Genomic DNA, 23170 nt, shown 5'->3' with positions numbered 1-23170 from the left:
GCCACTCCGTCCCGACTTCGAAAGACCCACCGCCCTTGACGACCGATCCCACCGCGACCCACCAGTTCTGCCTTGATCAGCTCGCCACCTTCCTCAAGGAGAGCGAGCAGATCCTGGCCGGCTGGGACGCTTACTCCGACCAGCACACCGACCCCGACGGCTGGCCCCACGACGAAACCGCCTACGGACTGCGCGCCGGCCGCCGGGACGCCGACACCTGGCGCTCGTTCAACCGCATCCGTCACAGCGCGAAGACGCTTCTGGTCACCGCCGGTGGGCAGTTGCAGAAGCTGCCCGCCTCCCACGTCCAGTCCCGGTGGGCGTGGCAGCTCAGCACCCTGGACGACGCGCTCGACCAGCTCGCCGCCCTCCAGCAGCAGTGGCTCGATACGCGGGATGCGCTGCCGCCGTCGGCCGTGCCCGGCACCGAGGCATACGACGACGCGCTGGCCGAGCGCAACGCCGACGCCTGGCACCACCTCCACCAGTGGTCCCTCCACGGTCAGGCCGTCCTCGACATCCACGCCACCTCGCAGGAAGAGGCCCCCTCCCGCACAGCGCCGGTCGTCCTGTCGCAGGCCCCGGCCGCCCCTGTGCAGCCGCCGAAGGCGCCGGGGGTCCGTCGATGACTCCCTCACCGGAACGCATCGAGCAGGTCCTGATCGCTCCGCGGTACCTGGCCGGCGGCGGCGATCCGGCCTGGATCACCGCCGCGCTGCACCGTTCCTGCGGCTGGAGCCACGGCAACGACCCGCTGGTGCCACGGGTCCACCTGACCAGCCCCGACCAGCAGGCCATGCTCCGCCTGGAGCCCACCCCGGACCAGCAGTGGTGGACCCTGCAACACGCCCGCACCGCCAGTTCGCCCGCCTGGTCGGCGTCCTTCGGCGCCCGCACCCCGGTGGAGGTCATCGCCGTCGTCACCGACGCCCTCACCCACCCGGCGCTCCCCGCCGCCTCGCTCGCGGCCGACCCCTATGAGCCGCTGCGCCGGGCCGGGTGGCACGAGGAGGCGCACCGCTACGGCCTCACCTCGCCCGACGGCCTCGTGCGCGTCGAGCACTTCACCGACGGCCGCAGCAACAGTTGGTTTGCCGACGCCGTGGACGAGGACCGCCAGGAACGTATGTGGCGGGCGTACTTCGGCGGGCACACCCCGCCGCACCTGATCGCCGCCTTCACCCGCGCGCTCGCCGACGAGGCCCCGCTGCCGCGTGACCCGCTCCACGTTCCTCTCCTGGGCCGCCGCCACCAGCGCACCACCACCCACCAGGTCCCGGCAGCCGCCGTCGCCTCCGTCCTGGAACAGCGCGTCCACGCCCTTGCCGTCCGCGGCACACCGACGCAGCCGCCGGCGAGCCCGCCGGGCAGCCCTGCGCGCCGCCGTTCGCGCTGACCGCCGACCCGCCACGACCCCCCTCTGGAACCGCCTTCGTGCCCCAGTCCCCCTCAGCCCCTGGCGGCAGCACCGACGGCTACGACATAGCCTTCCGCGTCCTGCTCGCCCTCTTCGCCATCGCCGTGCCTCTGGCCAACCTCGCCTGGCTCGGCGGCAACCTCACCACCTACGTGACCGGCTCCGGCGCCTGGGCCGCCTACCAGCCGGTCGAAGCTCTCCTGCATCCCGCACGCCTATGGCCGGACGCCGGCGAAACGTCCCTCCTGATCGGCGCGCGCGTCCTTCCCGGTGCCGCCCTCCTCGCTCTGGCTGTCGTCGCTGCCGTGCTGTGGTCACGGCACCGCGGCACAGGCGGGGGCCGGAAGAAGAAGGTCGCCGGGATGGCGAAGCAGAAGGACATCGAGCCCCTGCTGTCCAAGGCCATCACCGCCAAGGCCCGCTCCCTGCGCCCGAGCCTGAAAGACGCCAAGACCGTCGAGGCGAAGGACACCGGCATCCTGCTCGGCAACCTCCAGGGCTCCCGGCACGAGGTCCGCATGGGGTACGAGGACGTCGCGGTCGCCATCATGGCGCCGCGCTCGGGCAAGACCACCAGTCTCGCCATTCCCTCGATTCTCGCCGCGCCCGGTCCCGTGCTGCTCACTTCCAACAAGGCCGCCGGTGACGCCTACACCGCCACCCTCGACGCGCGGGCGAGGGTCGGCCGGACGTGGTCGATGGACCCGCAGCAGATCGCGCACGCGCAGCGGGAGATGTGGTGGAACCCGCTCGCCGACGCGAGAACCCTCGACGGCGCGGGCCGGCTCGCGGGGCACTTCCTGGCCGCGAGTGTGGATGCCTCCCAGCAGGGCGACTTCTGGTCCAAGGCTGGGTCCAACATCCTCTCCCAGCTCTTCCTCGCCGCGGCGCTGGACGAGCGGCCCATCACCGACGTGATGCAGTGGCTGGCCTTCCCTGCCGACCGCGCCCCGCTGGACATCCTGCGCGACCACGGTTTCAGCGCGGTGGCCGCCCAGCTCAAGGGCACCGTCGAAGGCCCTCCCGAGACCCGCGACGGCATTTACGAGACCGCCCGTCAGTACGCCGCCGCCCTGCTCAACAGCGAGATCGCCGCCTGGGTCACCCCGCAGAAGGACGTCGCCGAGTTCCGGCCGGCCGACTTCGTCACCTCCCGTGACACCCTGTACCTGCTGTCGAAGGACGGGGGCGGCGGCGCCAGCGCACTGATCGCCGCGTGCGCGGACTCGGTGATGCGGGCCGCCACCGCCCAGGCCGAACGCGCCGGCGGACGCCTGGACCCGCCCATGCTCGCGATCCTGGACGAGGCCGCCAACGTCTGCAAGATCAGCGATCTACCGGACCTGTACTCCCACCTCGGCTCCCGCGGCATCATCCCGATCACCATCCTGCAGTCCTACCGCCAGGGCCAGAAGGTGTGGGGCGACGCGGGCATGGACGCGATGTGGTCCGCCTCCACGATCAAGGTGATCGGCTCCGGCATCGACGACCCGGACTTCGCCGACAAGCTCTCCCGGCTGATCGGCGACCACGACGTCGAGACCAAATCCACCTCCACCTCCGAGTCCGGCAAGTCCACCAGCATCAGCATGCGCCAGGAACGCATCCTGCCCGCCGACGCCATCCGCGCCCTGCCCAAGGGCACCGCCCTGTGCTTCGCCACCGGCATGCGCGCCGCCATGCTCGACCTGCGCCCCTGGTACCTCGAACCCGACGCCGACGAACTCTCCGCCGCCTCCGCCCGCGCTTCGAAGGCCATCACCACCCGCGCGGTGGCCAAGGCCGCGCCGAAGCAGACGGACTTCGACACCGCCGCCTGACCGGACAGCGCCGCGGACCGGCGCTCCCGCGCAACGGACGTTCCCTCTCCCAGCGCCGGCACCGTGCGCCGACCGGCCTTCACCTGCTATCCCCCTTCTGGAGTGTCATGGCCTTCACCGACCACCACGACGTCTTCGTCGGCTCCACCGACGACGGGCACACCTTCATCGTCCTCAACCGCCCCCTCCGCGGAGCCCAACGCACGCTCGCCGCCAGCGGCTTCACCGCCCGTGAGCTCCAAGGCCGCACCGTGTACCTTCTTCCGCCCGACACCCCGGCCGAGGAGGCGCACGACCGCACCGGCGAAGCTCTCTCCGAACTGCTGTCCCACACCTTTGACTTCGTGGATCTGAGCTGGACCACCCGCTACCTGAAGAGCGGTCCCCTGCCCGAAGCCGCCGTCCGCTTCGACCTCTCCCACGGCCGCGTCACCGCCACCGCGCACACCCAGGCGGCCGGCGAGGTGCTCGAACAGCACGGCTTCACCCCCACACCGCAGGGGTACGCCCTTCCCGCCGGGCTGGGCGAGCGAGAGAGCGTCGGCGCCGTCGCCCGCGCCGAAAGCCACCTGTGGTCCCTCGGGCTCGGCTCGCAGGTCGCCCTCGGCCTGCCCACGCCCCAGGCCATCCCCCCGGCACCTGATCGCGCCGGCACCACCAAGCCGGCGGTCAAACCGCCGGTCCCCCGGCAGAGCCGCCACACCCGCTGACCCACCGCCCGCCTCCGCACACCACGCACCGCAAGAGCCCCTGATTGTCCGCTGATCCCTTTCTCCCCGAGCGCATCCTGGCCCTGGCCTCCGACGCCACCCGCCACAACGACGCCCTCGCCGCCGTCAACCTCGCCTCGCCGGTGCCCGCCCACCAGATCCTGCGCCACATCACGATCACCCAACGCCTGGCCCACGAGGCGTTCGACACCGCGGACGCCATCCACCACCAGCCCCTGCACGTCACACCCGCCGTGCGCACCGCGGTACTTCGGATCAGACATCTGGCGCACCTGACCACCGAAGCGGCCGAACACCTCATCGACGCCGTGGACCTCCTCGACGCAGCCCCACCTCAGCGCGACGGCTCTCATGACGACCACGTTGGGGTTCGCAGGGAGGCCCGCGAGCGGGTCGAGATCGCCCGCGATCTCACGGCGCTCGGCCCGCAGGATGCCGTCGAGGCCGCCGAACTCCTCGCCCTGGAGCTGCACCGGCAGCACGCCGCCCCTGTTCACCCGCCGAAACCGCTCACGTCCCCGCAGCTCGCCGCGCTGCGGATCATCGCCCGAGGCCACGTGACCCTCGACGAACGGTCCGACAAGGTCGACGTCACCGGCGACATCCCGCTGAGCATCACGACCGTCCGCGCCCTGGAAACCAAGGACCTCCTCAAGCGCGAGGACCGTCCGAGCAGCCCCGGCGTGCGACGCCTCCACCTGAGCGCCGCCGGCCGCCGGACCTTGTCCGCCGCCTTCGCGGCCGGCCCACCTGCCCCTCGCTCCGGCGCGGCGCCTCGCCCGACGTCCGGCGCAGCCAAGGCGCGAACTCGCTGACCTCCGGCCCGTCCCGGACCGGCTTCTCCCCCGCATCGCCGTGCTGGACGTGTGTCGCTCAGGGCCACCCCATGCCGTCGCCGGCATCCGTCACCGGGCCCCGCCGGTGACCTTGCTGCGGGGGGCGGGCATTCACCCGCCGCCCGCCCTGCCCTTGCCGGCACACCCCTTCCGGCCGCGGGCACCCCTCGCTCGCCCGGCGGCCGCAGCCGGCACGCGAGCCCTCTCCCGAGCGCAGGACAGGCGGGGGATCGCCGTTCCAGCCCCGACCCGTCGGTGCTCCAGCCCAGAGCCTTCACCGAAAAGACCAGCCCATGCCCTCTCCCCCCAGCCCGGCGGCGGCCCGCGCCGTCGAGCAGCTCTCCCGGCTCGCGGACGACTTCACCACGCTCCACCATCAGCTCCGCCGTGACCACCTCACCGCCGGCACCGAGTCGCTCCCGGCCCTGGCCACCCGCTACGCCAACGCCCAGGGCCTGACGGCCGCGTCGCTGTCCCTCTTGCTCAGCGTGGCGGGGCAGCCGTGGGCCCATGAGGTGACCGCCGGGCGGTCCGCCGTGGAGTACCTCGGACACCTCACCCGGGCCGCCGGCGGCGCTACCGGCTGCATCACCGGCGCGGCGGCTCTCGCCGCCGAGTTCCACCGCATCGACGGCCCGCGAGGCTCCGACGGACCTCAGCCGGCCCGGTTCCGTGCGGTCCTCGACCAGCAACTCGTCGAAGCCGCTTCTCTCCTGGGGGATGCGCCCGCCTTGTGTATCTCCGCCGCGCGCTTCATCGAAGACGCCGCCCGCGCCGGCCGGACCACCCGCACCGATCCGAGCCCCGTCACGGACCCGGAGTCCACTTTCACCGGGGCGCCGGCGAAGCTGACGGACGCCCAGCATCGCGGCCTTGAGATCGTCGCCCGGCACGAGGTCCGGGTCTACGAAGGCAGGAGACACCGGCAGCACGTGGCGACCGGCACGGCGGACCCCGTCACGATGCGCACGGTCGAGGCTCTCAAGTCCAAGGGACTGATCAGCCAGGACAGCACCACCAGCCTCTTCACCGGCCAGCGTCTACGCCTCACCAAGGCCGGCCGAGACACCCTCCACCGCCTTGGCCCGGCCCCCGCTCGCCCGCCGGCGGCGGCTGCCCGGCCGGCCCGTTCAACGGCCCGCACCCGCTGACCCGGCCGCGCTCTACCCCGCCCTGACGCGCAGCCCCAACTTCCGCCGCTCGGTCCCGCGCTCGGCATCGCCGCCCCGCCCCGGCAGCACCCCCTCCGCCGACGCCCGCCGTCACCTCGTCGCGCCCGCCCGCAAGGACTTTCATGCCCGCCACCCCCACCTACCGCTGCCTTTCGCTAGGCGCCGGAATTCAGTCCTCGGCCCTTCTCTGCCTTTCCGCCGAAGGCCGCCTCCCGAAGGTCGATTACGCGATCTTCGCGGATACCGGCTGGGAGCCCAAGGCCGTCTATGCCCATCTCGACCGGCTGGAGCGTGAGATAGCGCAGCCGGCCGGCATACCCATCCTGAGAGTGTCGGCCGGAAACATCCGCGAAGACGCCCTCGACCCGTCCCACCGTTTTGCGTCCATGCCTCTGTACATCCTCAATCAGGACGGCAAGGGCGGCATGACCCGCAGGCAGTGCACGGGTGAATACAAGATCAAGCCGATCAAGAAGAAGGTCCGCGAACTCCTCGGCTACCCGTATCCGGCTCGCATCCCGAAGGGTGTCTTCGTCGAGCAGTGGGTGGGCATCTCGACCGATGAGTTCCATCGGGCGAAAGACGCCGACGTCCAGTACATGCGCAACCGGCATCCGCTCATCGACATGGACTGGTCGCGCACAGACTGCATCCGTTACCTAACCAGGCTCGGGTTCGCCGACGCCCCGAAATCAAGCTGCCTGGGATGCCCCTTCCACGGAAACGCCCAGTGGAGGCACATCCGCGACACCTCCCCCGAGGAATGGGAGGACGTCGTCGCGTTCGACGCGGCGATCCGCAAGGGCAACGCCCGCGCCAACGCCACCGGCAACCACCTGCTCGGCGAAGCGTTCCTTCACCGCTCCCGAGTACCCCTGGGCCAAGCCCCGATCGACCACGTCACCGCCGCCGAATGGGCCACCCTCCAGCACCACCCCGGCGCGTCCGAGGTGGATGCCGAGGAGCTGGAACAGGGCGTGGAGAACGGGTGCTCCCCGTGGGCGTGCCGCGGCGCGGAAGCGGAGGTCCTGCAGAGCGACTTCGGGCTGGCCGCGTGATCGTCGTTGATCTCTTCGCCGGTCCCGGTGGATGGTCGCACGCGCTGTCCCTGCTCGGCATACGGGACGTTGGCCTGGAATGGGACGCATGGGCGTGCAAGACGCGCGCGGCTGCGGGGCAGTTGACCCTTCGCACCGATGTGGCGCTCTACCCGGTCGCGCCCTTCGTCGGGAAGACGGCGGGATTCATCGCGAGCCCGCCGTGTCAGGCATGGTCGATGGCCGGCAAGCGCCTCGGCCTGGTCGACCAGCCCCTCGTGCATCAGGCCGTCGCCGACCTCTCCCAAGGTCGCGACACCCGCACCGCACTGCTGAGCGCGTGCCGGGACGAGCGGTCCCTGCTGGCCGCCGAACCCATGCGCTACCTCTACGCGCTCAACCTCGCCGGCGAGCCGGAATGGGTGGCCATGGAGGAGGTCCCGGACGTCCTGCCGTTGTGGAAGCAGTACGCCGCGATCCTGCGGGGCTGGGGCTTTTCCGTGTGGGCCGGGATCCTCAACGCGGCTGACTACGGCGTGCCGCAGACAAGGCGGCGGGCGATCCTGCTCGCCTCGCGCGTTCGTACCGCCGAACCGCCCGACCCGACGCACGCGAAGGTCGCCGAGCCGCAGACGCTGTTCGGGCCCGGCCGGGCCCGGTGGGTGTCCATGGCGCAGGCACTCGGCTGGGGCGCCACCGACCGCCCCGTCCCCACGGTGTGCGCCGGCGGCGGGCCGGGCGGAGGGCCCGAACCCTTCCCCTCCGGCTCCCGCAAGGCACTCGCCGACGCCCGCGACCAGGGGAGTTGGAAACCCCGGCCTCGCGCCGCGGGTGGGAACGCACGGCCCGGCGCCCGAACCCCCGGACGGGCCGACAGCCCGGCTACCGCTTCCACCAGCACGGCCACCCCCTGGCGATGGGCTTTGCGCAGCAACAACCAGGCGAACGCCACGGTGCGGCGAGTGGACGAGCCGGCCGGGACGCTGTTCTTCGGGCACCGCGCGAACGAGTGCGTCTGGGTCGCCGAACCCGCTCCCGACCAGGACGGTGAGGCCGCGCCGGTTCCAGCGTCGATCCGGATCACCGCGGCCGAGGCGGGGAGGCTGCAGACCTTCCCCGCCGACTATCCGTGGCAGGGGAACAAGGGTCAGCAGTTCTCCCAGATCGGCAACGCGGTCCCGCCCCGGCTCGCCGTGCACTTGCTCGCCCCGCACGTCGGCAAGACCCTCAGCCGCGACGACTTCGCCCTGGCCGCCTGATGTCGCGCCCCGAACCACCGCACGAGGGAGCCGGCCTGGAGGGGCCGGTGCCCTCGCCAGCCGTGCACTACGCCGAGCAGGCCCTGCTCGGCGCGCTGCTTCTCGACCCGCACCGCCTCCATGCCGTCACCGCTCTCGCGCCCGAGCACTTCGGCGATCCCGCCCACAGTGCCCTCTTCGCGGCCATGCACACCGTGCCGGCTCCCGCAGCCGAGATCCACCGGAGGGAGCCGGCTTGGCTCAACGCCGTCCTGGCGGCAGCACGCCCTGAAGCCACCGGGCTGTGTGCGTCCTACCTGCACACATTGGTCGATACCTGCCCCCGGCCTCAGCACGCGGTGGCATACGCGCGGATGGTCCTCGCCGATCACGCCCGCCGCACCCTGCGCATGCACGCACAGCGCCTGGCCCAGGCAACCACCGACACCACCGGGCCCAACCCAGTCGCCACCGTCCTCGCCGAAGCCGACACACTGACCCGCTTCCTGGACGACCTCGCCGGCCGCTTCCCCCCGCACCCCGGCTCCCTCCCGCGCACCCCATTGCCCCCGCAACCACGACGTGACGGTGGTGAGGAGGCGCTGTCCGAAGAACGGCTGCTGCTGGCCGCCGCCACCGCGCACCCGGACAAGCTTGCGACCATGCGCTGGCTGCAGGCCGACGACTTCGCCCTGCCCCTGCACCGCGCCCTCTTCCGCGGCCTGACAGCCCTGGCCCACCGAGGTGATCCCGTCGATCCGATCACGGTGCTGTGGGAGGCCCAGCACCGCGGGCTGCTCACCGCCGACCTCACGCCGCCCGACCTCATGGCCCTGGTGTCGACCCCGGTCGGCTCGCCGGAACACTGGGGCGAGCGCATCATTCGACGTGCCCTGCTCGCGCACACCCACCTCGCCGCCCTGCGGATCCAGGCGTTCACCGACGATCCGGCCAACAGCCCCCACCAGCTCATCACCGGCAGCCGCCGCACCCTCGCCGAACTGACCGCCATCCGGACCCGCTGGCAACGCGCCATCACACCCCCACCGCCCCGCCCTCTCACGCCCCCTGCACCGACAACCGCCAGGGCCGGACCACCCCGCGTCACCCGCCCTCCTGCATCCCCCACGCAGCGCATCACCCGATAACCCCACCCCCCCCACCCGGCCGGTCCCCGCGAATCGAGCCCACTTGCCCGTCATCACCTTCCAAACCCGCGTCCGGCTCGGCCGACACCCCGAGCGCCCCGGCGCAGTCTTGCCCCATAGCGTCACCGTGCCCTGGCCACCATCACCCGCACCTGGCACCTGCGCCCCACCCGGCCCGGCCCCCTCCGCCCGCTGCCGCGTTTCCTGCTTGTGCCTGCCGAGCAACCCCTCACCTTGCACCGGCGCACTCCAAAGGGCACTGTGCGGTGACCAGCCTCCCCGCGCCCGGCCTTCAGCCCGGCGACGCCGTCGAACCAGGCCCCTACCCCAGCTTCCGGCTGCCGTCCCTTTCGCGATTCCAGCCCGCCCTACGCCGCCCGGGCATCGACGACCTCGAACGTTTCTGCCGCGCCTGGCTGGACGACACCCTGCGCGAGGCCCACGCCGACAGCCCACACGCGTTCGAGGAGTTCCTCAACCAGCGCACCACCTTGTGGAACCTGCTGGCCTACCCCACCACCGGCACCGAACGGACGAAGACGATCTGCCACTGGATCGACGTCCTGTTCAGCATCGACAACCTCTTCGTCCACGCCCCCCACCCGCGCCTGGAACGCCTGGGCCTGCACCAGCTCGACACCGTCCTTGACGACGACCGGCCCACGCCCGGGACTCCCTACCGCGCGGGCTGACGACCTTGGCGCAGCGCATCCGCGCCGAGATGCCGGCCGGGTTGTGGAACCGTTTCGCCCACGAGATGAAAGGGTTCTTCGCCGCCTGCCGCACTGAACGGGACTGGCTGGAGGCCGGCACGGCCGTGGACCTGGCCGCGTATGAGAAGTCCCGGATCAAGAGCGTGGGCGAATGCTGCTTCTCACTCCTGGAATACGGCTTGGGTATCGACCTCACCGACCACTTCACCGCCACCCCCGAACTCAGGCGGCTCAGCCACCTGGTGGCGCGACACTGGGTCAGCGTCAACGACATCTTCTCCTATCGCAAAGAGCTCTACAGCGGCGACACCATCAACGAAATCACCCTCGCCCTGGCCACCAACGGCGGCAACCTCCAAGCCGCCGTCGACCGCATCGCCGACACCGTGCGACGAACCGAAGACGAATTCTGCGCCCTCAGCGAAGACCTGCTGGATACCGCGCCCGGCCAGGAACCCGCAGTCAGCCGGTACATCGAAAGCATGCGGTGGATGATCGCCGGCAACCTGGAATGGTCCTACCTCACCACCCGCTACAACGGCCACGGCCACACCTGGAACGGCCACACCACCGCCACCGTCATCCTCACACCACATCGCACCCTCTACCGGCCGGGGTAGCCAGCGTTGGAAGACCGGCACACCACCTGGAGGGAACCGGCGGGGCTCACCGGCTGCCACAGCGCGACCCAGCGTTATGAGTGCCCGCGCACCAGTCCGAACCGGGGTTTCATCGAACACCATCACCCGTGCAATGGGCACCGCCAAACCGCCCGACTGGTCGTTGGGGTATAGCCATCCTCCAATCCAGCGCCTACAGCAGTGGATCCCCGGTTAGTGAAACCGGGGATCCACTGCACCATGAGAAATCCACCGCCAGTCCATGACCGCCGCGTCGAGAGGCCGCAACGAGACCAAACTGACAACCCCATACCCGCCAGTCCCCGCTGCTCGGGCACACGCCGACTCAGCCGCTGGCGCCTACGCCGCCGCGTAGCTGAGCCGGAACAGGTCCTGGGCACGCTCCAGATCCCGGTCCGTGCGCATCTGCACTTCCAAGTCGCCGGTTCCATGGTGGCCGAGCCCCGTGACGTCCCGGGTGAATCCGGGGACGAGGTCGATTTCCTTGGGGTTGGCCTTGAGGTAGACGAGCAATTTGTTCTTCTGCGGCGGGCAGACGCAGGCGAAATTCCGCAGGCGCTGGTACGCGCGGTAGGTCTTTCGCTGGACCTTAGTGATGTCATCTCCGAGCCCCAGCAGAACCCGGTCGAGCTCGGCGTACAGCTCCTCCATCGCCCCCTCGGCTACACCCGCACCCGCACTCGGCGCCGCGGTCTCACTCATCCGGCGGGTGCGCGTTGCGGCCGTCTGGGCGGCGACGGAGGCGACGGTCTCCAGGCCGAAGTGGTCGGTGCCGAAGAAACGGTAGCGGACCAACTCGATGCTGCGCCGGTGCTCGCGGATGGCATGGACGTCGTAGCGGGTGAAGTTGCCAGCGACGCAGATCAGCCTCGGTGCACTCCACAGGACCTGGGCCGCGACCGCTGCCCCGAACCGGTCGTGGACCAAGTGCCCGAACTCCGCCTTGTGGTCCACGAGCCACGACACATAGAAGAGCCCCTGGTTGATCACGCCGGCATCTGTCGCACGCTTGAACTCTATGACCACCGGGGCGCCGTTCTCGTCGATGCCCAGGGTGTCGATCCGGCCGCCGTGCATGGGCCCGGTGCTGTACTCGCTCGTCAGGAACCGCACGCTCAGCATCGTCTCGAGGTTGGCCTCGACGAGGTCCTGAACATCCGCCTCGACCTCGGCAAGACGCGACGCGACCTCCGTCACGCCACCCTCCGTGCGGAACAACCTCACCCGAACGTCCTCCCCCTCCGCTCCGCGTCTGCAACGACAGACGACACGGGGTTATTTCCAAGCGCTTCGGAGCGTCCATCCACCCTCCGATCTTCCGACCGGCAACGAACAACAGCTTCACCGCGCTAGGACGTTCACCGCCCTCCGGCCAACGCGAGAGAGGCTGTATGCATGGACCAAGATCCGGACCAGTTCCGGTCCAGTCCACCCATTTTTCTCACCGAGTCGCCTGTCTCCGCAGGTCAAAGGCTACCTGTCCGATGTACCACCAGCAGACCAAAAACCTCCTCGTTTCATACAGCCCGAAGAAGCTTGGGCTCTTCTAGGGCTTCGCGTTGAGTGCCTGGCGGCATCGTTGCGTTCCAGGCAACCCGACGCGACAGCCACCCAATGTAATGTGTTGGGTTCTTCCCGTTAGCCTCTGGCACCGGTGGAGTTCCACACGGACCAGTTGCCGACCAATGGTGCCGGAGGAAAGTCATCCCGCGGGTCGCCCGCTCCTGAGCGGCGACCCGCCTGAATACCCGTAGGCAGCACTCGAACCGCTGGCAGTACCCGCCCTTCCCGCACGCTCGAAGCGTTGAAGCCGGCCGAAGCAAGTGACGACATCAGCGATTGACTCCCGCTCTGCCAGTTCCATTCCGGCCCGAGCCTCGCACTGACTGATTCACGGTGCGGGTAGGGGCCTGGTCGACCGGAGGCGCCATGTGCACCGGTTGACGACGTCAACAAGAGTGGAAGCTTTCGCGTCAACTAACGGCAGGTTTCGGATAGTTCACGCTCCCATAGTCGGCTCATCAGGTACTTTCCCGAAGCATCGTAGGGCGACATCTGACAGCGCAGGGGGGACGCGTGAGCAACGACGGCAAAGGCCTGCCGTACCTGTTGATCTCTGTGATCGACGAGGATCCGCTGCGGGCTCGGAGCGACGCCCGCGAACTGCTTGCCGAAGTGTCGGAGACGGATCCGGAAGCCTCCCTGCGCTTGCCCTCAGCCGGCCCCGCGGTGAGCACCGACAAGGGCGGCGACGTCTCGGAGGTCGTCGGTCTGGCCCTGAGTGCCGGTTCGTTCGCCGCGGCCTGCGTCCAGGTCTGGCTTGCCAAGGTCCCCCAGCGCGCCATCATCGCGACCCGCCCGGACGGGGCCACCCTGCGCATCACAGGTCGCGAGGCGCGTGAGGACGACACACGCCTCGAACGGTTCCTGGCGGAGGGATCTCTGCCGCCGGACGGTGGTACGGCTCATGGCACGCCGGGCCAGGACGACTCCTCCACGGCGGACTGACCGGGAGTGCGCGACAACGACCGATACGCCCTTTTGATCGGCGTCTCCGAGTACGACAGCGAGCACTATCACGACCTTCCGGCAGTCCGTGCCGATCTGCACTACATGCAAGCCGTTCTGCAGAGCACAGAGATCGGCCAGTACAACGACTGCGACATGGTGCCGGACCCGACGCGTGCGGAAATGCTGCACGCCATCGAGTCGTTCCTCGAAGAGCGGCAGCAAAGTGAGAGCGCACTGCTGTACTTCAGCGGGCACGGCGAGTTCTGCAAGACCGACGACCAGTTGTACTTCCTCACCCGCGACAGCGACCCCGCCGATCTGCCCCGTACAGCGGTGTCGGCGGAGTTCCTCGAGCGAACTCTGCAATCGTGCCGTGCCGCGTCCAAGATCGTGCTGCTCGACTGCTGCGCCAGCGGTTCCGTCGTTCAGGGCTGGCGCGCCAAGGGCCGGGAGGGTTCGGAATCGGACGAGGTGGACCGCAGCACCCTGTTGCGCCCCGCTGGCGTGTACTTCATCACCGCCTCGGACGCGTTGCAGGCTGCCTCCGCCATGGCTCCCGAAGGATCGACGCTCGGTACTTCGCGGTTCACCGGAGAGATCGTCGAAGGACTGCGGAACGGGCGGATCAAGGGTAGCGGCTGGATCTCGCCGGAGGATCTCTTCGAGTATCTGACCGCGCAGATGGTACGCAAGGGGGTGCCGGAGGAACAACGCCCGACCAAGTCCACCATCCGCGCCACCCACACGCTGTACTTCGCCCGGTCCGTGGCCCGCCCGGTCCATCTCCCCGCATTGCCCCATGAACCACCCCCGCCATCGGCCGCTCACCTCAAGGCTCGCGAGCAGGTCGCGGCTGACCGTGAGAACGCCAACGACTGGCAGCGCCTGCTGCGCTACTACGCGCAGTGCCTCAGCGCTCAGGCCGCGGCAAGCATGCTGCCTGACCGGCGGGCGGGACGGAACTCGCAGTACTTCCTCATAGATGAGGGGCCCGAGACCGTTCAGTCCGGTCTGTCCCCAGCACTGCCGGCCCCCAAGAATTTGGCCGGTGTGTACGGCTCAGGCGGCACTACGGCGAAGAACGGCTCAGGGCACGCTGCCGATCAGCACGAATACTGGTACGGGTATCCGGCCATCACGCTCCCTTCCCACGGCGAGGGCAGCCGGCGCACGGATGTCCGGATCGCGCCGCTGCTGATTCAGCAAATGGAGTTGGCTCCAGACGAGAGCGGTCGCGTGGTGCTCCGCCCAAGCGGGGTTCCATCGCTGCACACCAAGCTGGTGACCGAGCTTCTCTCCGAGGACGAGGCCGCCCAGATGCTGGCCCGTTGGCAGCCGACGTGGCAGCACGGCAACGATGCGCAGATGATCAAAGCCGTACGGGAGTTACTCGACGTCCTGGGGCTCCCCGAGCTTGAACCGCTCGATACCTCCGCTCTGAGTGGGGACTCGGTGAACGAGGCCCTGCGTCCCGGCGCGCACAACGCCGCCGTGATCCTGGCCCCGTCGAGCGTGGAGCGGTTCGCCAGCGACGGCATTGTGGAGAATCTCCTGGCCATCTCCACCCGCACGGACGAGATCCCGGGTACGGCACTGGACACGCTCCTGAACCGCGGCATCCCCGCGCCCGCAACGGATCCCGTTCTCGTCGTGTCGGCCGGGCCCTCCAACGAGAGCCAGGAGCAAGTGGTCGTCTCCGCGATGACGCAGCCGCTGACCGTGGCCACCGGTCCACCCGGGACGGGAAAGAGTGAGGTCGTCACCTCGGTGGTGGCCACCTGTGTCGCGGCAGGTGAGTCAGTACTGGTGGCGTCGACCAACAACGAGGCGGTGAACGTCGTCGCCCAGCGCTGCGACGACATCGCTCCCGGCTTGCTGATGCGTACCGGCAACGTCGATGCCCTGGTCAAGGAGGCCGAGAAGCTGGAGCAACTGCTGTCCGCACCGCCTGCCCAGCCCGGGCGCAGCTCCGCCACCGTGGCAGGTGAACTGCGCAACCTCCGCTCGCGCGCCGCCGCCCTGCGCGACCAGGCCGCGAGGCAGGTCGAGGGTGAGGTGCGACTGGCCCAGGTGTTGTCACAGCGCGCCGACTTGGCCGGAAAGGTCGAGCTGCCGGTGCCGCTCCTGTCACGGCTGTGGCAAACCGGCGACCTCTCGGCGCTGGCCCGCTGGGAAACGAGGGCCCGCCGGGCAGCAGCGGCGGGCGGCTGGTGGGGGCGCTGGCTCCGAACGCGCGCCATGAAGGCATTCGTCACCGCTGCCGGTACCGATGCAGCGACCCAACTGCCCCCATGGGCCGGGGAACGACCCGTTGCCTCGGACCTTCTCGACGACCTGGCGGGTCTGACCGGCCTGGAGCGCCAGGTGCGTGAACTCACGCCGGCGCAGGCCGCTTACGACGAGGAGACCGTCCGCCAGGCCCGCTCAGGCTGCGCCACGACGCTGGCCCAACTGTCCGCAGAGCTGTGCGAGGCCGTGTCGGCGGAGGTGCTCGACCGCGGGCGATCGCTGCTGGACCAGCGGCTTCAAACGTTGCGTCAGCGCAAAGGGACCCAGCGAAGCCAGATGAACCTGCTGCGCCACCTGAAGGGGTGGGCGATCACCACCCATGCGGTGCGCCAGCTACGGCCTGATCCAAAACTCTTCGACCTGGTCGTCATCGACGAGGCCAGCCAGTGCTCCATCGCGGCGGTGCTGCCCCTACTGTTCCGCGCCCGCAGGGCGCTGATCATCGGGGATCCGATGCAGTTGACGCACATCCCCGGTATCTCGCCGGAACAGGAACGTCAGGCACGCGTCAGCGTGGGGCTGAGCGCGGCCTGGCTGGAAGACCGGCGGCTTGCCTACCACGTCCACTCCTCCTACCACGCCGCCGCGCAGAACGGCGAGAGTGCACTGCTGCTCGACGAGCACTACCGCTGCCACCCGGAAATCGCCGAAATCGTCAACGACCATTGCTACTCCGGCGCGCTGGAGATCATGACCGACGTGCGCCGGCAGGTACCCGCGGTCGATCTCATGGGCACCGGGGAAGTGGCCCCTGTACTGGCCTGGGCGAATGTGCCCTCCGACGAGTCGGCACGCGGCCCGGGAGGAAAGTCCTGGCGCAACCCGTCCGAGGCTGCCGCTGTCGCCGACATCGTGCGGGCGCTGCTTCGCCGCCTGCCCGAGAGTGCGACCGTGGGCGTGGTGACACCGTTCCGTGCGCAGAAGGACTCCCTGGAGAGCGTGATCGGCAGCGACCGGGTCCGGGTGGGAACAGTGCACGCCTTCCAGGGCGGCCAGCGCGACGTGATGATCCTCAGCCCGGTGGCCACCACGAACACCCCACCACGCACGGCCCACTGGGTGTCGAGCCAGGTCAATCTCTGGAACGTCGCGATAACGCGAGCCAAGTCGCAGTTGATCACGGTGGGCAACCACGTCTACTGGCAGCAAGAGACAGGGCTCCCTCATCTGCTGTCCTCACGCTCGCTCCTGTGGGATCCAGGACAGACCAACAGCAGGCAGCCAACTCCTGCGCCAGAGCCGCGTCTCCGGCAGGACCGTCACCGTAGGGATCTCACCGACACCGTGCAGCAGGTCCTCGCCGCAGGCGGTGTCGTCGAGCTGGAACGTGATGCGCTGATCGGTGGACAGCGCATCGACCTGCTGTTCACAGCGTCCGGTGGCAATACCGCGGTAGTCGTCGACACCGGCCCCGGACCGGACCGTGATCCGGCACGACACCTTCGGCTGGTACACGAACGAGCCGGCCTGCTTGTCGGGCTTCCCTCAGGCGGTCGAGGCGCGAAGGCCGGTCCTGTCACGCGCGTGGTCCGTATTCCCGCCTGGCGCATCCTCGCCGGCCCAAACGCACTGGCGCCGCTGTTCGACTGAGTGACCGATCGGCCACCCGTAGTGGTCGCCCCGGACATCCGACGTGGGGAGGGCAGTCGTGGCAAGCAGTCCGAAGACCGAAGAGATCCTGAACAGTCTCAGGCAGCAGGTATCCGTAGCAGTTCACTCGACGCGGGAGCTCGTGGGCAAGGTTGATGAGGCTGTCGCCGACAAGGAACGGGAGCGTCGCGAGACGTTCGAAAAGCGGCAGGAGGAGGGCAAGACCAAGACGGGAGAGAGCTACGAGCCCCTGCGGCGCAAGCCAGGCCTGCGCCCGCTGCCAGGCACGGAGGTCGGCCTGTCCGTGACGTTGACGTTCTGGGACGTCCTGCATCACCTGGGCCGCGGGCTGGCCCTGTCGCAGCGTGGCGCGTCACGCGGGCTGGCTGAACACTGGGGCAGTCTGAAGTACTGCCAGGCGCTCAGCGCCCATACCGAGACCCAGCTCTGCCTGTCACATGAGGGCAACCTCCTCGGCCTGTCCGACGAGGGCAAGCGAATCGCCATGTACTACAAGGCACTACAGTCGGAGGAGCTGGGACACGCCTTCGCCCTCGCCGTCAGCGAACAGATACTCACCCGCCGCTATCCGGACCACAGCATCTCGATCGTCCGTGCCGACACGGCCCTACGCGCCGGTTGGACGCTGACCAGTCGCGACAAGGACAAGACAAAGACCGTCGGCTACCCCTACCGCCCGCAATTCTTCGCCGAGGTGTGGAAACCGGGCGAGTCCTCGCGCGTCTTCCCCATCGCCTGCAAAGGCAACCACAGCGACCGGCAAAAGGCATACGAACAGCTCGCCTCCGCAGCCGTCCACGCCGACGGAGTACACATCGGAGCCTGGAACGAAACCCCGGCCCTGCTGTTCAGCACGGAGATCGCCCTGACCGGCCCGCTCACTGTCCACGTCCTTCATGCCGACGGCCCCGGCGGCTGGCTACACATCCCCGAGGGATCCCCCGCCGCCATCGGCCGGGACCTAGGCAACAAGCACCCGGGGATCGGCATCCTCAAACCAGGACATGGTAAAAACCCCGACTCCTCCGAGCCCGGATGCCAAGTCGGCCCCGATGATCCCAAGGACTACGCGTGGTTCCAGCGTGTCCTGGCCCGCGTCGGAGCCGCCGGCCTTACGGCCTTCGCCGGAGACGGCGAATCCACCGCCGCGCTCCTCACCACCCGCCAGGGCAGCGACTTTTTCCAGGGCTTCGCACATGCCGCCTCCGGCAGCATCCAAGACCAGGGCTACACCCTGTTGGGCGAGAAGTTCGAGGGCACGGATCACATCTTTCGGCTTAACGGCAAACGAGTACAAGCGTTCTCCGGCGTCGCCGCTGACGTTCTCGATTCTCTCATCACCAGGAAAGAGCCCCGACGGCAGGCCGATTTAGCCGCCTACCGACAGCGGGTCCACGCGAGAAGGGCCAAGGAATACGGGACATCCTGGGACCACATCTGGGGCGGCGTTGTCTCGATCAGCCGGGACGGCTCGGTGCTCGCCATGCGTCAGATCCCACCTTTCCGAAACGAGTAGTTCCTGTATGCGTGCCGCCGCTACCGGCCCGATTGTGGCCGGTAGCGGCGGCGTTAATCACCTTTGTGTAGCCGATCACCCGTCTGATGCCCACGCTACGCCGCCGTTCGGCACATACTCGCTGCGGGCCGCATCGTGATCAAGGCCGATCCCGATAGGGGAAGTGGTTTCGCCACAGCACGATCAACGTGCCCGCAAGCCAGAACAGCAGCGGCGGGGTGGTGGCTGTAGCTGTCCGACCAGGTGGAAGACCTCCCGAGTCGCGTCCCCCTGCAGGCGGCTCTAGGCGCTACGGGGCAAGGCGCCAACGCGTCGTCCACCGCGGGGACTCGAGGCATTCGCAGATGCCGCACCGGCCGGGGTGGTGATCGGATCCGGCCGCGGGGACGGCCGGCCCCTCACCGTCACAACCGTGCGACGCGTTTCGTCAGTGACGGCAGAGGCGCCGATCGCGCGGCCCCGCACCACCGGTGCGGCCGGTCGCGGCGGCGGCCCCGGCTGACGTACCCGTCCCGCAGCCGCAACCGCCGCGAGGTGTCCCTCGCGGCGGTGCGCCCTGCGCCCGTCCCCAGGATGTCTTCATGCCCGACAGATCCCGCGGCACCGTGCGGCGCACCCTTGCCGCCGCCCTCGTCTCCTTCCTCGCCCCCGCCGCGTTCCTGCTCTCGGCCTCTCCCGCCTCCGCCGCCTCCCTGGCGATGTGGGAGCGGATGGCCGACTGCGAGAGCACCGGCGACTGGACCGTCGTCAACCCCGCCGGTCCCTATTACGGCGGCCTCCAGATCATGAAGCCCACCTGGGACGCTTACAACGGGCGGGAGTTCGCCGAGTACCCGCACAAGGCGACCAAGAAGGAGCAGATCACCGTCGCGGAGCGGATCCTGCGGGGTTCCGGGGCGAGTCAGTGGGGCAACTGCGCCCGTGAGAAGGGCCTGGTGAACGACGGCGTCGACCCGTACCCGCGGGCCACCCCGCCCGTCACCCGCGTCACGGGCCCGGAGGACCGCGGTGTCCTCAGCGGTACGGTCACGCTCTCCGCGTCCGTGGCCGAGGAGGAGGGGAAGCCGACCGAGGCCGCCTTCTTCGTGGACGGCCATGCCGCCGGTACGGCCACCGGGTCCGGGCCCTCGTACAGCGTCGGCCTGGACACCACGACCCTGGCGGAGGGGCCGCACACCGTGACCGCCCGCACGGTCAACGACGCCGGCCAGACCGGGCCGACGTCGTCGGGCGTCTCCTTCTTCGTCGCCAACCGGGGCACGGCCGGACAGACCACCGGTGACTTCAACGGCGACGGCAAGGCGGACATCGCGATCCTCTACGGCTACGACCGGGAGGGCGAGGCCAACCACACCGCGCTGTGGACGCTGCTGAGCACGGGTCGGGGTTCGTTCGCCGCACCGGTGAAGGTGTGGGACAACCTGGAGGCCGGGGCCGGCTCCTGGGACTGGGCCGCCTCCAAGGTCACCGCGGGGGACTTCGACGGCGACGGCAGGACGGACATCGGCGTCCTCTACGACGAGGGCCAGGACGCCACCGGGACCAACCGCACCGCCCTGTGGACCTTCACCAGCAACGGCCCCCGCTTCGAGAAGCCGGTGAAGCGGTGGCGGAGCACCCGGTCCTGGGACTGGAAGCGGTCCAAGCCCGTCGCGGCCGACTTCGACGGTGACGGCAGGGCCGACCTCGGCGTCCTCTACAACGAGGGCAGGGACGGCACGGGAGACTTCCGTACCGCCTTCCACATCGCCCACGCCACGGCCGGCGGCTTCCGGGAGCCGAAGCGGGTCTGGGACAACGACGACCACAGCACGGGCAGTTGGAACTGGCAGAACAGCAAGCCGGTCGCGGGTGACTTCAACGGCGACGGCAAGGCCGACCTCGGCATCCTCTACAACGAGGGCAAGGACGGTACCGGCGACTTCCGCACCGCCTTCCACATCGCGTACGGCACAGCGGACGCGATCACCCGCCCCAAGCGGGTCTGGGACAACAACGACCGCACCACGGGAAGCTGGAACTGGCAGAACAGCAAGCCGGTGGCCGCCGACTTCAACGGCGACGGCAAGGCCGACCTCGGCATCCTCTACAAGGAGGGCAAGGACAGGACCGGCAGCAACCGCACGGCCTTCCACATCGGCTACGGCCGCGCCGACGGTCTCAACGCCCCGAAGCGCGCCTGGGACAACAACGACACCACCACCGGAAGCTGGAACGCCGACGCCGCCAAGCCCACCGCCGGTGACTTCGACGGCGACGGCAAGGCGGATCTGGGCGTCCTCTACAACGGCGGGGAGAGCGCCGAAGGCAAGGGCGAGGTGCGGCTGTTCACCTTCGCCGGCCGCGCCGAAGCGGTCGCCCCGCCGGCCGAGGCCTGGGACAGCCGCGGGTTCAGCTCCTGGCGGTGGTACCGCAGCGATCTCGCCTGACACGCTTCCGTACCGACCGGCCCCCCGTCGTGCTGCCGCACGGCGGGGGGCTCCGTCGTCTCCGGACCGCATCGATCCGAACTTCTTCCGCCTCAGCCGTCACATCGTCGTCACGGGCTTCGTCAGTGTGATGCAGGCACCCACCACGCGCCACCGCACCGCCGGTGCGGCCGCGTACGCCCTTTCGCACAAGGGCCGTTACCCACCCTCCTGCGCGGTTCCTCACTTCGACGTACACGGAGACATCCATGCTTCTGAAAAGACCCGCCCGCCGCGGCGCGTCCCTGTTCCTCGCGACCGCCATCGCCTCGGCCGCCCTCGCCACCGGCCTGGCGCAGGCCGAGTCCCGGCAGTCCGACGGCATGCCGGTCGTCACGACGGGCACCCTCGGCCACGGCGCCGCGGCCGGCAGCCGCGTCACGCGACAGCAGGTGCTGGACCGGGCGCGGGACTGGGCCGCCAACCGGGTCCCGTACAGCAAGAACGGGCTCGAATCGCCCTATAGCTGGTACAAGGACGACGCGACGGGTGGCTGGTACCGCCAGGACTGCTCGGGCTACGTCTCCATGGCGTGGATGCTCAAGCAGAGCCGCAACACCTGGTCCCTGCGCGATGTCACGACCCGGATCAGCACCGCGGAGCTGCAGCCCGGCGACATCCTCAACAACACGCAGAGCCACGTCATCATCTTCGCCGGCTGGATCAACAAGTCGGCCCGGACGTTCTACTACTACTCCGAGAGCGGCCGCAGAGTCGACACCCAGCGCTACGTCGGGAACCTCAACGACTCCTGGCTCTCGGGCCACCCCACCGACGGATACCACGCCTTCCGTTACGACAACATAGTCGACGGGCCGGTCACGCCGGAGCCGGGCGCCGAGGACACCAGCGCAAGCCCGGCCGTGGCCAAGGCGACCGGCCCGGCCGACCAGGCGATCCTGAGCGGGCAGGTCCCCCTCACCGCCACGGTGTCCGAGAGCGTCGGCACCCCCACGGGCGCGGAGTTCTACATCGACGGCCGGCTGGTGGACTCCGTCGCCAGCCGCGGTACCGAGTACTCGGCGTCGCTCGACACCACCGAGCTGTCCGACGGCCCGCACACGCTGACCGTCCGCGCCAAGAACGCCGCGGGCAAGGACGGCCCGATGTCCGCCGCCACCGGCTTCTTCGTCGCCAACAAGGCCGTTCCCAGCACCACCACCGGCGACTTCGACGGCGACGGCAAGGCCGACATCGCCGTCCTCTACAACAACGGCCGGACCGACGCCGGCAAGAACATGACCACGCTGTACAAGTTCACCGGCAACGGCCACGGCTTCGACGCCCCCGTCAAGGTGTGGGACAACGCGGCCGCCTCCGCCCAGAGCTGGAACGCCGACCGCAGCAAGATGACCGTCGGGGACTTCAACGGCGACGGCAAGACGGACGTCGCGGTCCTGTACAACGACGGCCGGGACGAGACCGGCGACTTCCGCACCTCGCTGTACGAGTTCCTCAGCGACGGCAAGACGTTCAAGGCGCCGGCCAAGGTCTGGGACAACAACGACCACACCACGGGAAGCTGGACGTGGGAGCGCAGCAAGCCGGTCGCGGGGGACTTCAACGGCGACGGCAAGGCGGACGTCGGCATCCTCTACAACGAGGGCCAGGGCGACGACAACATGAACCACACCGCCTTCCACATCCTCTACTCGTACGACGGCGGCATCCGCGGCCCGAAGCGGGTCTGGGACAACAACGACCGCACCACCGGAAGCTGGAACTGGGGGCACAGCAAGCCGGTCGCGGGTGACTTCAACGGCGACGGCAAGGCCGACCTCGGCATCCTCTACGACGAGGGCCAGGACGACACCGGCAACTTCCGCACCGCCTTCCACATCGGCTACGGCACCGCCGACGCGATCACCCGGCCCAAGCGGGTCTGGGACAACAACGACACCACCACCGGAAGCTGGAACTGGGAGCGCAGCAAGCCGGTCGCGGGTGACTTCAACGGCGACGGCAAGGCCGACCTCGGCATCCTCTACGACGAGGGCAAGGACAGGACCGGCAGCAACCGCA

At 69.4% G+C, this 23170-nt stretch carries 17 protein-coding genes; 16 read left to right on the top strand and 1 reads right to left on the bottom strand.

Going from position 1 to position 23170, the window contains the following annotated elements:
- The first annotated feature begins 35 nt into the window (after nucleotides 1-35).
- From ACZ6X9_RS18340 to ACZ6X9_RS18290, 11 genes are all read left to right on the top strand, one after another.
- A complete protein-coding gene (locus ACZ6X9_RS18340; RefSeq protein ID WP_469779006.1) occupies nucleotides 36-629 on the top strand; it encodes a hypothetical protein in 594 nt (197 codons plus the stop codon).
- Nucleotides 626-1396, top strand: a complete 771-nt coding sequence (locus ACZ6X9_RS18335; RefSeq protein WP_469779005.1) for an SPDY domain-containing protein — start codon at nucleotides 626-628, stop codon at nucleotides 1394-1396. The genes ACZ6X9_RS18340 and ACZ6X9_RS18335 overlap by 4 nt, the downstream gene beginning before the upstream one ends.
- Before the next feature lie 38 nt (nucleotides 1397-1434).
- Nucleotides 1435-3237 carry a type IV secretory system conjugative DNA transfer family protein gene (locus tag ACZ6X9_RS18330; RefSeq protein WP_469779004.1) on the top strand — a complete coding sequence of 601 codons (1803 nt, stop codon included), beginning with the start codon at nucleotides 1435-1437 and terminating at the stop codon, nucleotides 3235-3237.
- 107 nt (nucleotides 3238-3344) lie between these two features.
- Nucleotides 3345-3947 carry a hypothetical protein gene (locus tag ACZ6X9_RS18325; protein ID WP_469779003.1) on the top strand — a complete coding sequence of 201 codons (603 nt, stop codon included), beginning with the start codon at nucleotides 3345-3347 and terminating at the stop codon, nucleotides 3945-3947.
- 44 nt (nucleotides 3948-3991) lie between these two features.
- The gene (locus ACZ6X9_RS18320) at nucleotides 3992-4783 is read left to right on the top strand and encodes a hypothetical protein (protein ID WP_469779002.1); all 792 of its coding nucleotides are present in this window, start codon (nucleotides 3992-3994) and stop codon (nucleotides 4781-4783) included.
- Between the two features lie 314 nt (nucleotides 4784-5097).
- Nucleotides 5098-5955: a hypothetical protein gene (locus tag ACZ6X9_RS18315; RefSeq protein ID WP_469779001.1), complete on the top strand. Its 858-nt coding sequence runs from the start codon at nucleotides 5098-5100 to the stop codon at nucleotides 5953-5955.
- 143 nt (nucleotides 5956-6098) lie between these two features.
- Nucleotides 6099-7034, top strand: a complete 936-nt coding sequence (locus tag ACZ6X9_RS18310; protein WP_469779000.1) for an adenine nucleotide alpha hydrolase family protein — start codon at nucleotides 6099-6101, stop codon at nucleotides 7032-7034.
- Nucleotides 7034-8272, top strand: a complete 1239-nt coding sequence (locus ACZ6X9_RS18305; RefSeq protein ID WP_469779189.1) for a DNA cytosine methyltransferase — start codon at nucleotides 7034-7036, stop codon at nucleotides 8270-8272. The genes ACZ6X9_RS18310 and ACZ6X9_RS18305 overlap by 1 nt, the downstream gene beginning before the upstream one ends.
- 47 nt (nucleotides 8273-8319) lie before the next feature.
- The gene (locus ACZ6X9_RS18300) at nucleotides 8320-9399 is read left to right on the top strand and encodes a DnaB-like helicase N-terminal domain-containing protein (protein ID WP_469778999.1); all 1080 of its coding nucleotides are present in this window, start codon (nucleotides 8320-8322) and stop codon (nucleotides 9397-9399) included.
- A gap of 266 nt (nucleotides 9400-9665) precedes the next feature.
- The gene (locus ACZ6X9_RS18295; RefSeq protein ID WP_469778998.1) at nucleotides 9666-10091 is read left to right on the top strand and encodes a hypothetical protein; all 426 of its coding nucleotides are present in this window, start codon (nucleotides 9666-9668) and stop codon (nucleotides 10089-10091) included.
- A 5-nt stretch (nucleotides 10092-10096) separates the two neighbouring features.
- Entirely contained in the window at nucleotides 10097-10732 is a 636-nt protein-coding gene (locus ACZ6X9_RS18290; RefSeq protein ID WP_469778997.1) for a terpene synthase family protein, read from the top strand.
- A gap of 360 nt (nucleotides 10733-11092) precedes the next feature.
- Here ACZ6X9_RS18290 and ACZ6X9_RS18285 read toward each other — a convergent pair whose 3' ends face one another.
- Nucleotides 11093-11950 carry a DUF5655 domain-containing protein gene (locus ACZ6X9_RS18285; RefSeq protein WP_469778996.1) on the bottom strand — a complete coding sequence of 286 codons (858 nt, stop codon included), beginning with the start codon at nucleotides 11948-11950 and terminating at the stop codon, nucleotides 11093-11095.
- A gap of 879 nt (nucleotides 11951-12829) precedes the next feature.
- Between ACZ6X9_RS18285 and ACZ6X9_RS18280 the strand changes: the two genes are divergently transcribed.
- The 5 genes from ACZ6X9_RS18280 to ACZ6X9_RS18260 all read left to right on the top strand — a co-directional run.
- On the top strand, nucleotides 12830-13261 hold the full coding sequence (locus ACZ6X9_RS18280; RefSeq protein ID WP_469778995.1) for an effector-associated constant component EACC1: 432 nt from the start codon (nucleotides 12830-12832) through the stop codon (nucleotides 13259-13261).
- Nucleotides 13262-13267: 6 nt separating this feature from the next.
- Entirely contained in the window at nucleotides 13268-17143 is a 3876-nt protein-coding gene (locus ACZ6X9_RS18275) for a caspase, EACC1-associated type (protein ID WP_469778994.1), read from the top strand.
- 58 nt (nucleotides 17144-17201) lie between these two features.
- Complete coding sequence (locus ACZ6X9_RS18270) at nucleotides 17202-18680, top strand: hypothetical protein (protein WP_469778993.1); 1479 nt, start codon at nucleotides 17202-17204, stop codon at nucleotides 18678-18680.
- Nucleotides 18681-19261: 581 nt separating this feature from the next.
- Nucleotides 19262-21109, top strand: coding sequence for an FG-GAP-like repeat-containing protein (locus ACZ6X9_RS18265; RefSeq protein ID WP_469778992.1), 1848 nt, complete (start codon nucleotides 19262-19264; stop codon nucleotides 21107-21109).
- Between the two features lie 248 nt (nucleotides 21110-21357).
- On the top strand, nucleotides 21358-23170 hold a 1813-nt coding region (locus tag ACZ6X9_RS18260), incomplete at its 3' end, for an FG-GAP-like repeat-containing protein (protein WP_469778991.1).

This window comes from Streptomyces sp. NPDC052910 (assembly GCF_055585605.1).
The sequence above is the reverse complement of the archived record's forward strand: the minus strand, read 5'-3'. Positions and strand labels throughout refer to the sequence as shown.

What these genes read in the sequence shown, in the direction of transcription:
- ACZ6X9_RS18310 (WP_469779000.1), top strand. Translation starts at nt 6,099, where the DNA reads ATGCCCGCCACCCCCACCTACCGCTGCCTTTCGCTAGGCGCCGGAATT.
- ACZ6X9_RS18265 (WP_469778992.1), top strand. Translation starts at nt 19,262, where the DNA reads ATGCCCGACAGATCCCGCGGCACCGTGCGGCGCACCCTTGCCGCCGCC.
- ACZ6X9_RS18315 (WP_469779001.1), top strand. Translation starts at nt 5,098, where the DNA reads ATGCCCTCTCCCCCCAGCCCGGCGGCGGCCCGCGCCGTCGAGCAGCTC.
- ACZ6X9_RS18335 (WP_469779005.1), top strand. Translation starts at nt 626, where the DNA reads ATGACTCCCTCACCGGAACGCATCGAGCAGGTCCTGATCGCTCCGCGG.
- ACZ6X9_RS18325 (WP_469779003.1), top strand. Translation starts at nt 3,345, where the DNA reads ATGGCCTTCACCGACCACCACGACGTCTTCGTCGGCTCCACCGACGAC.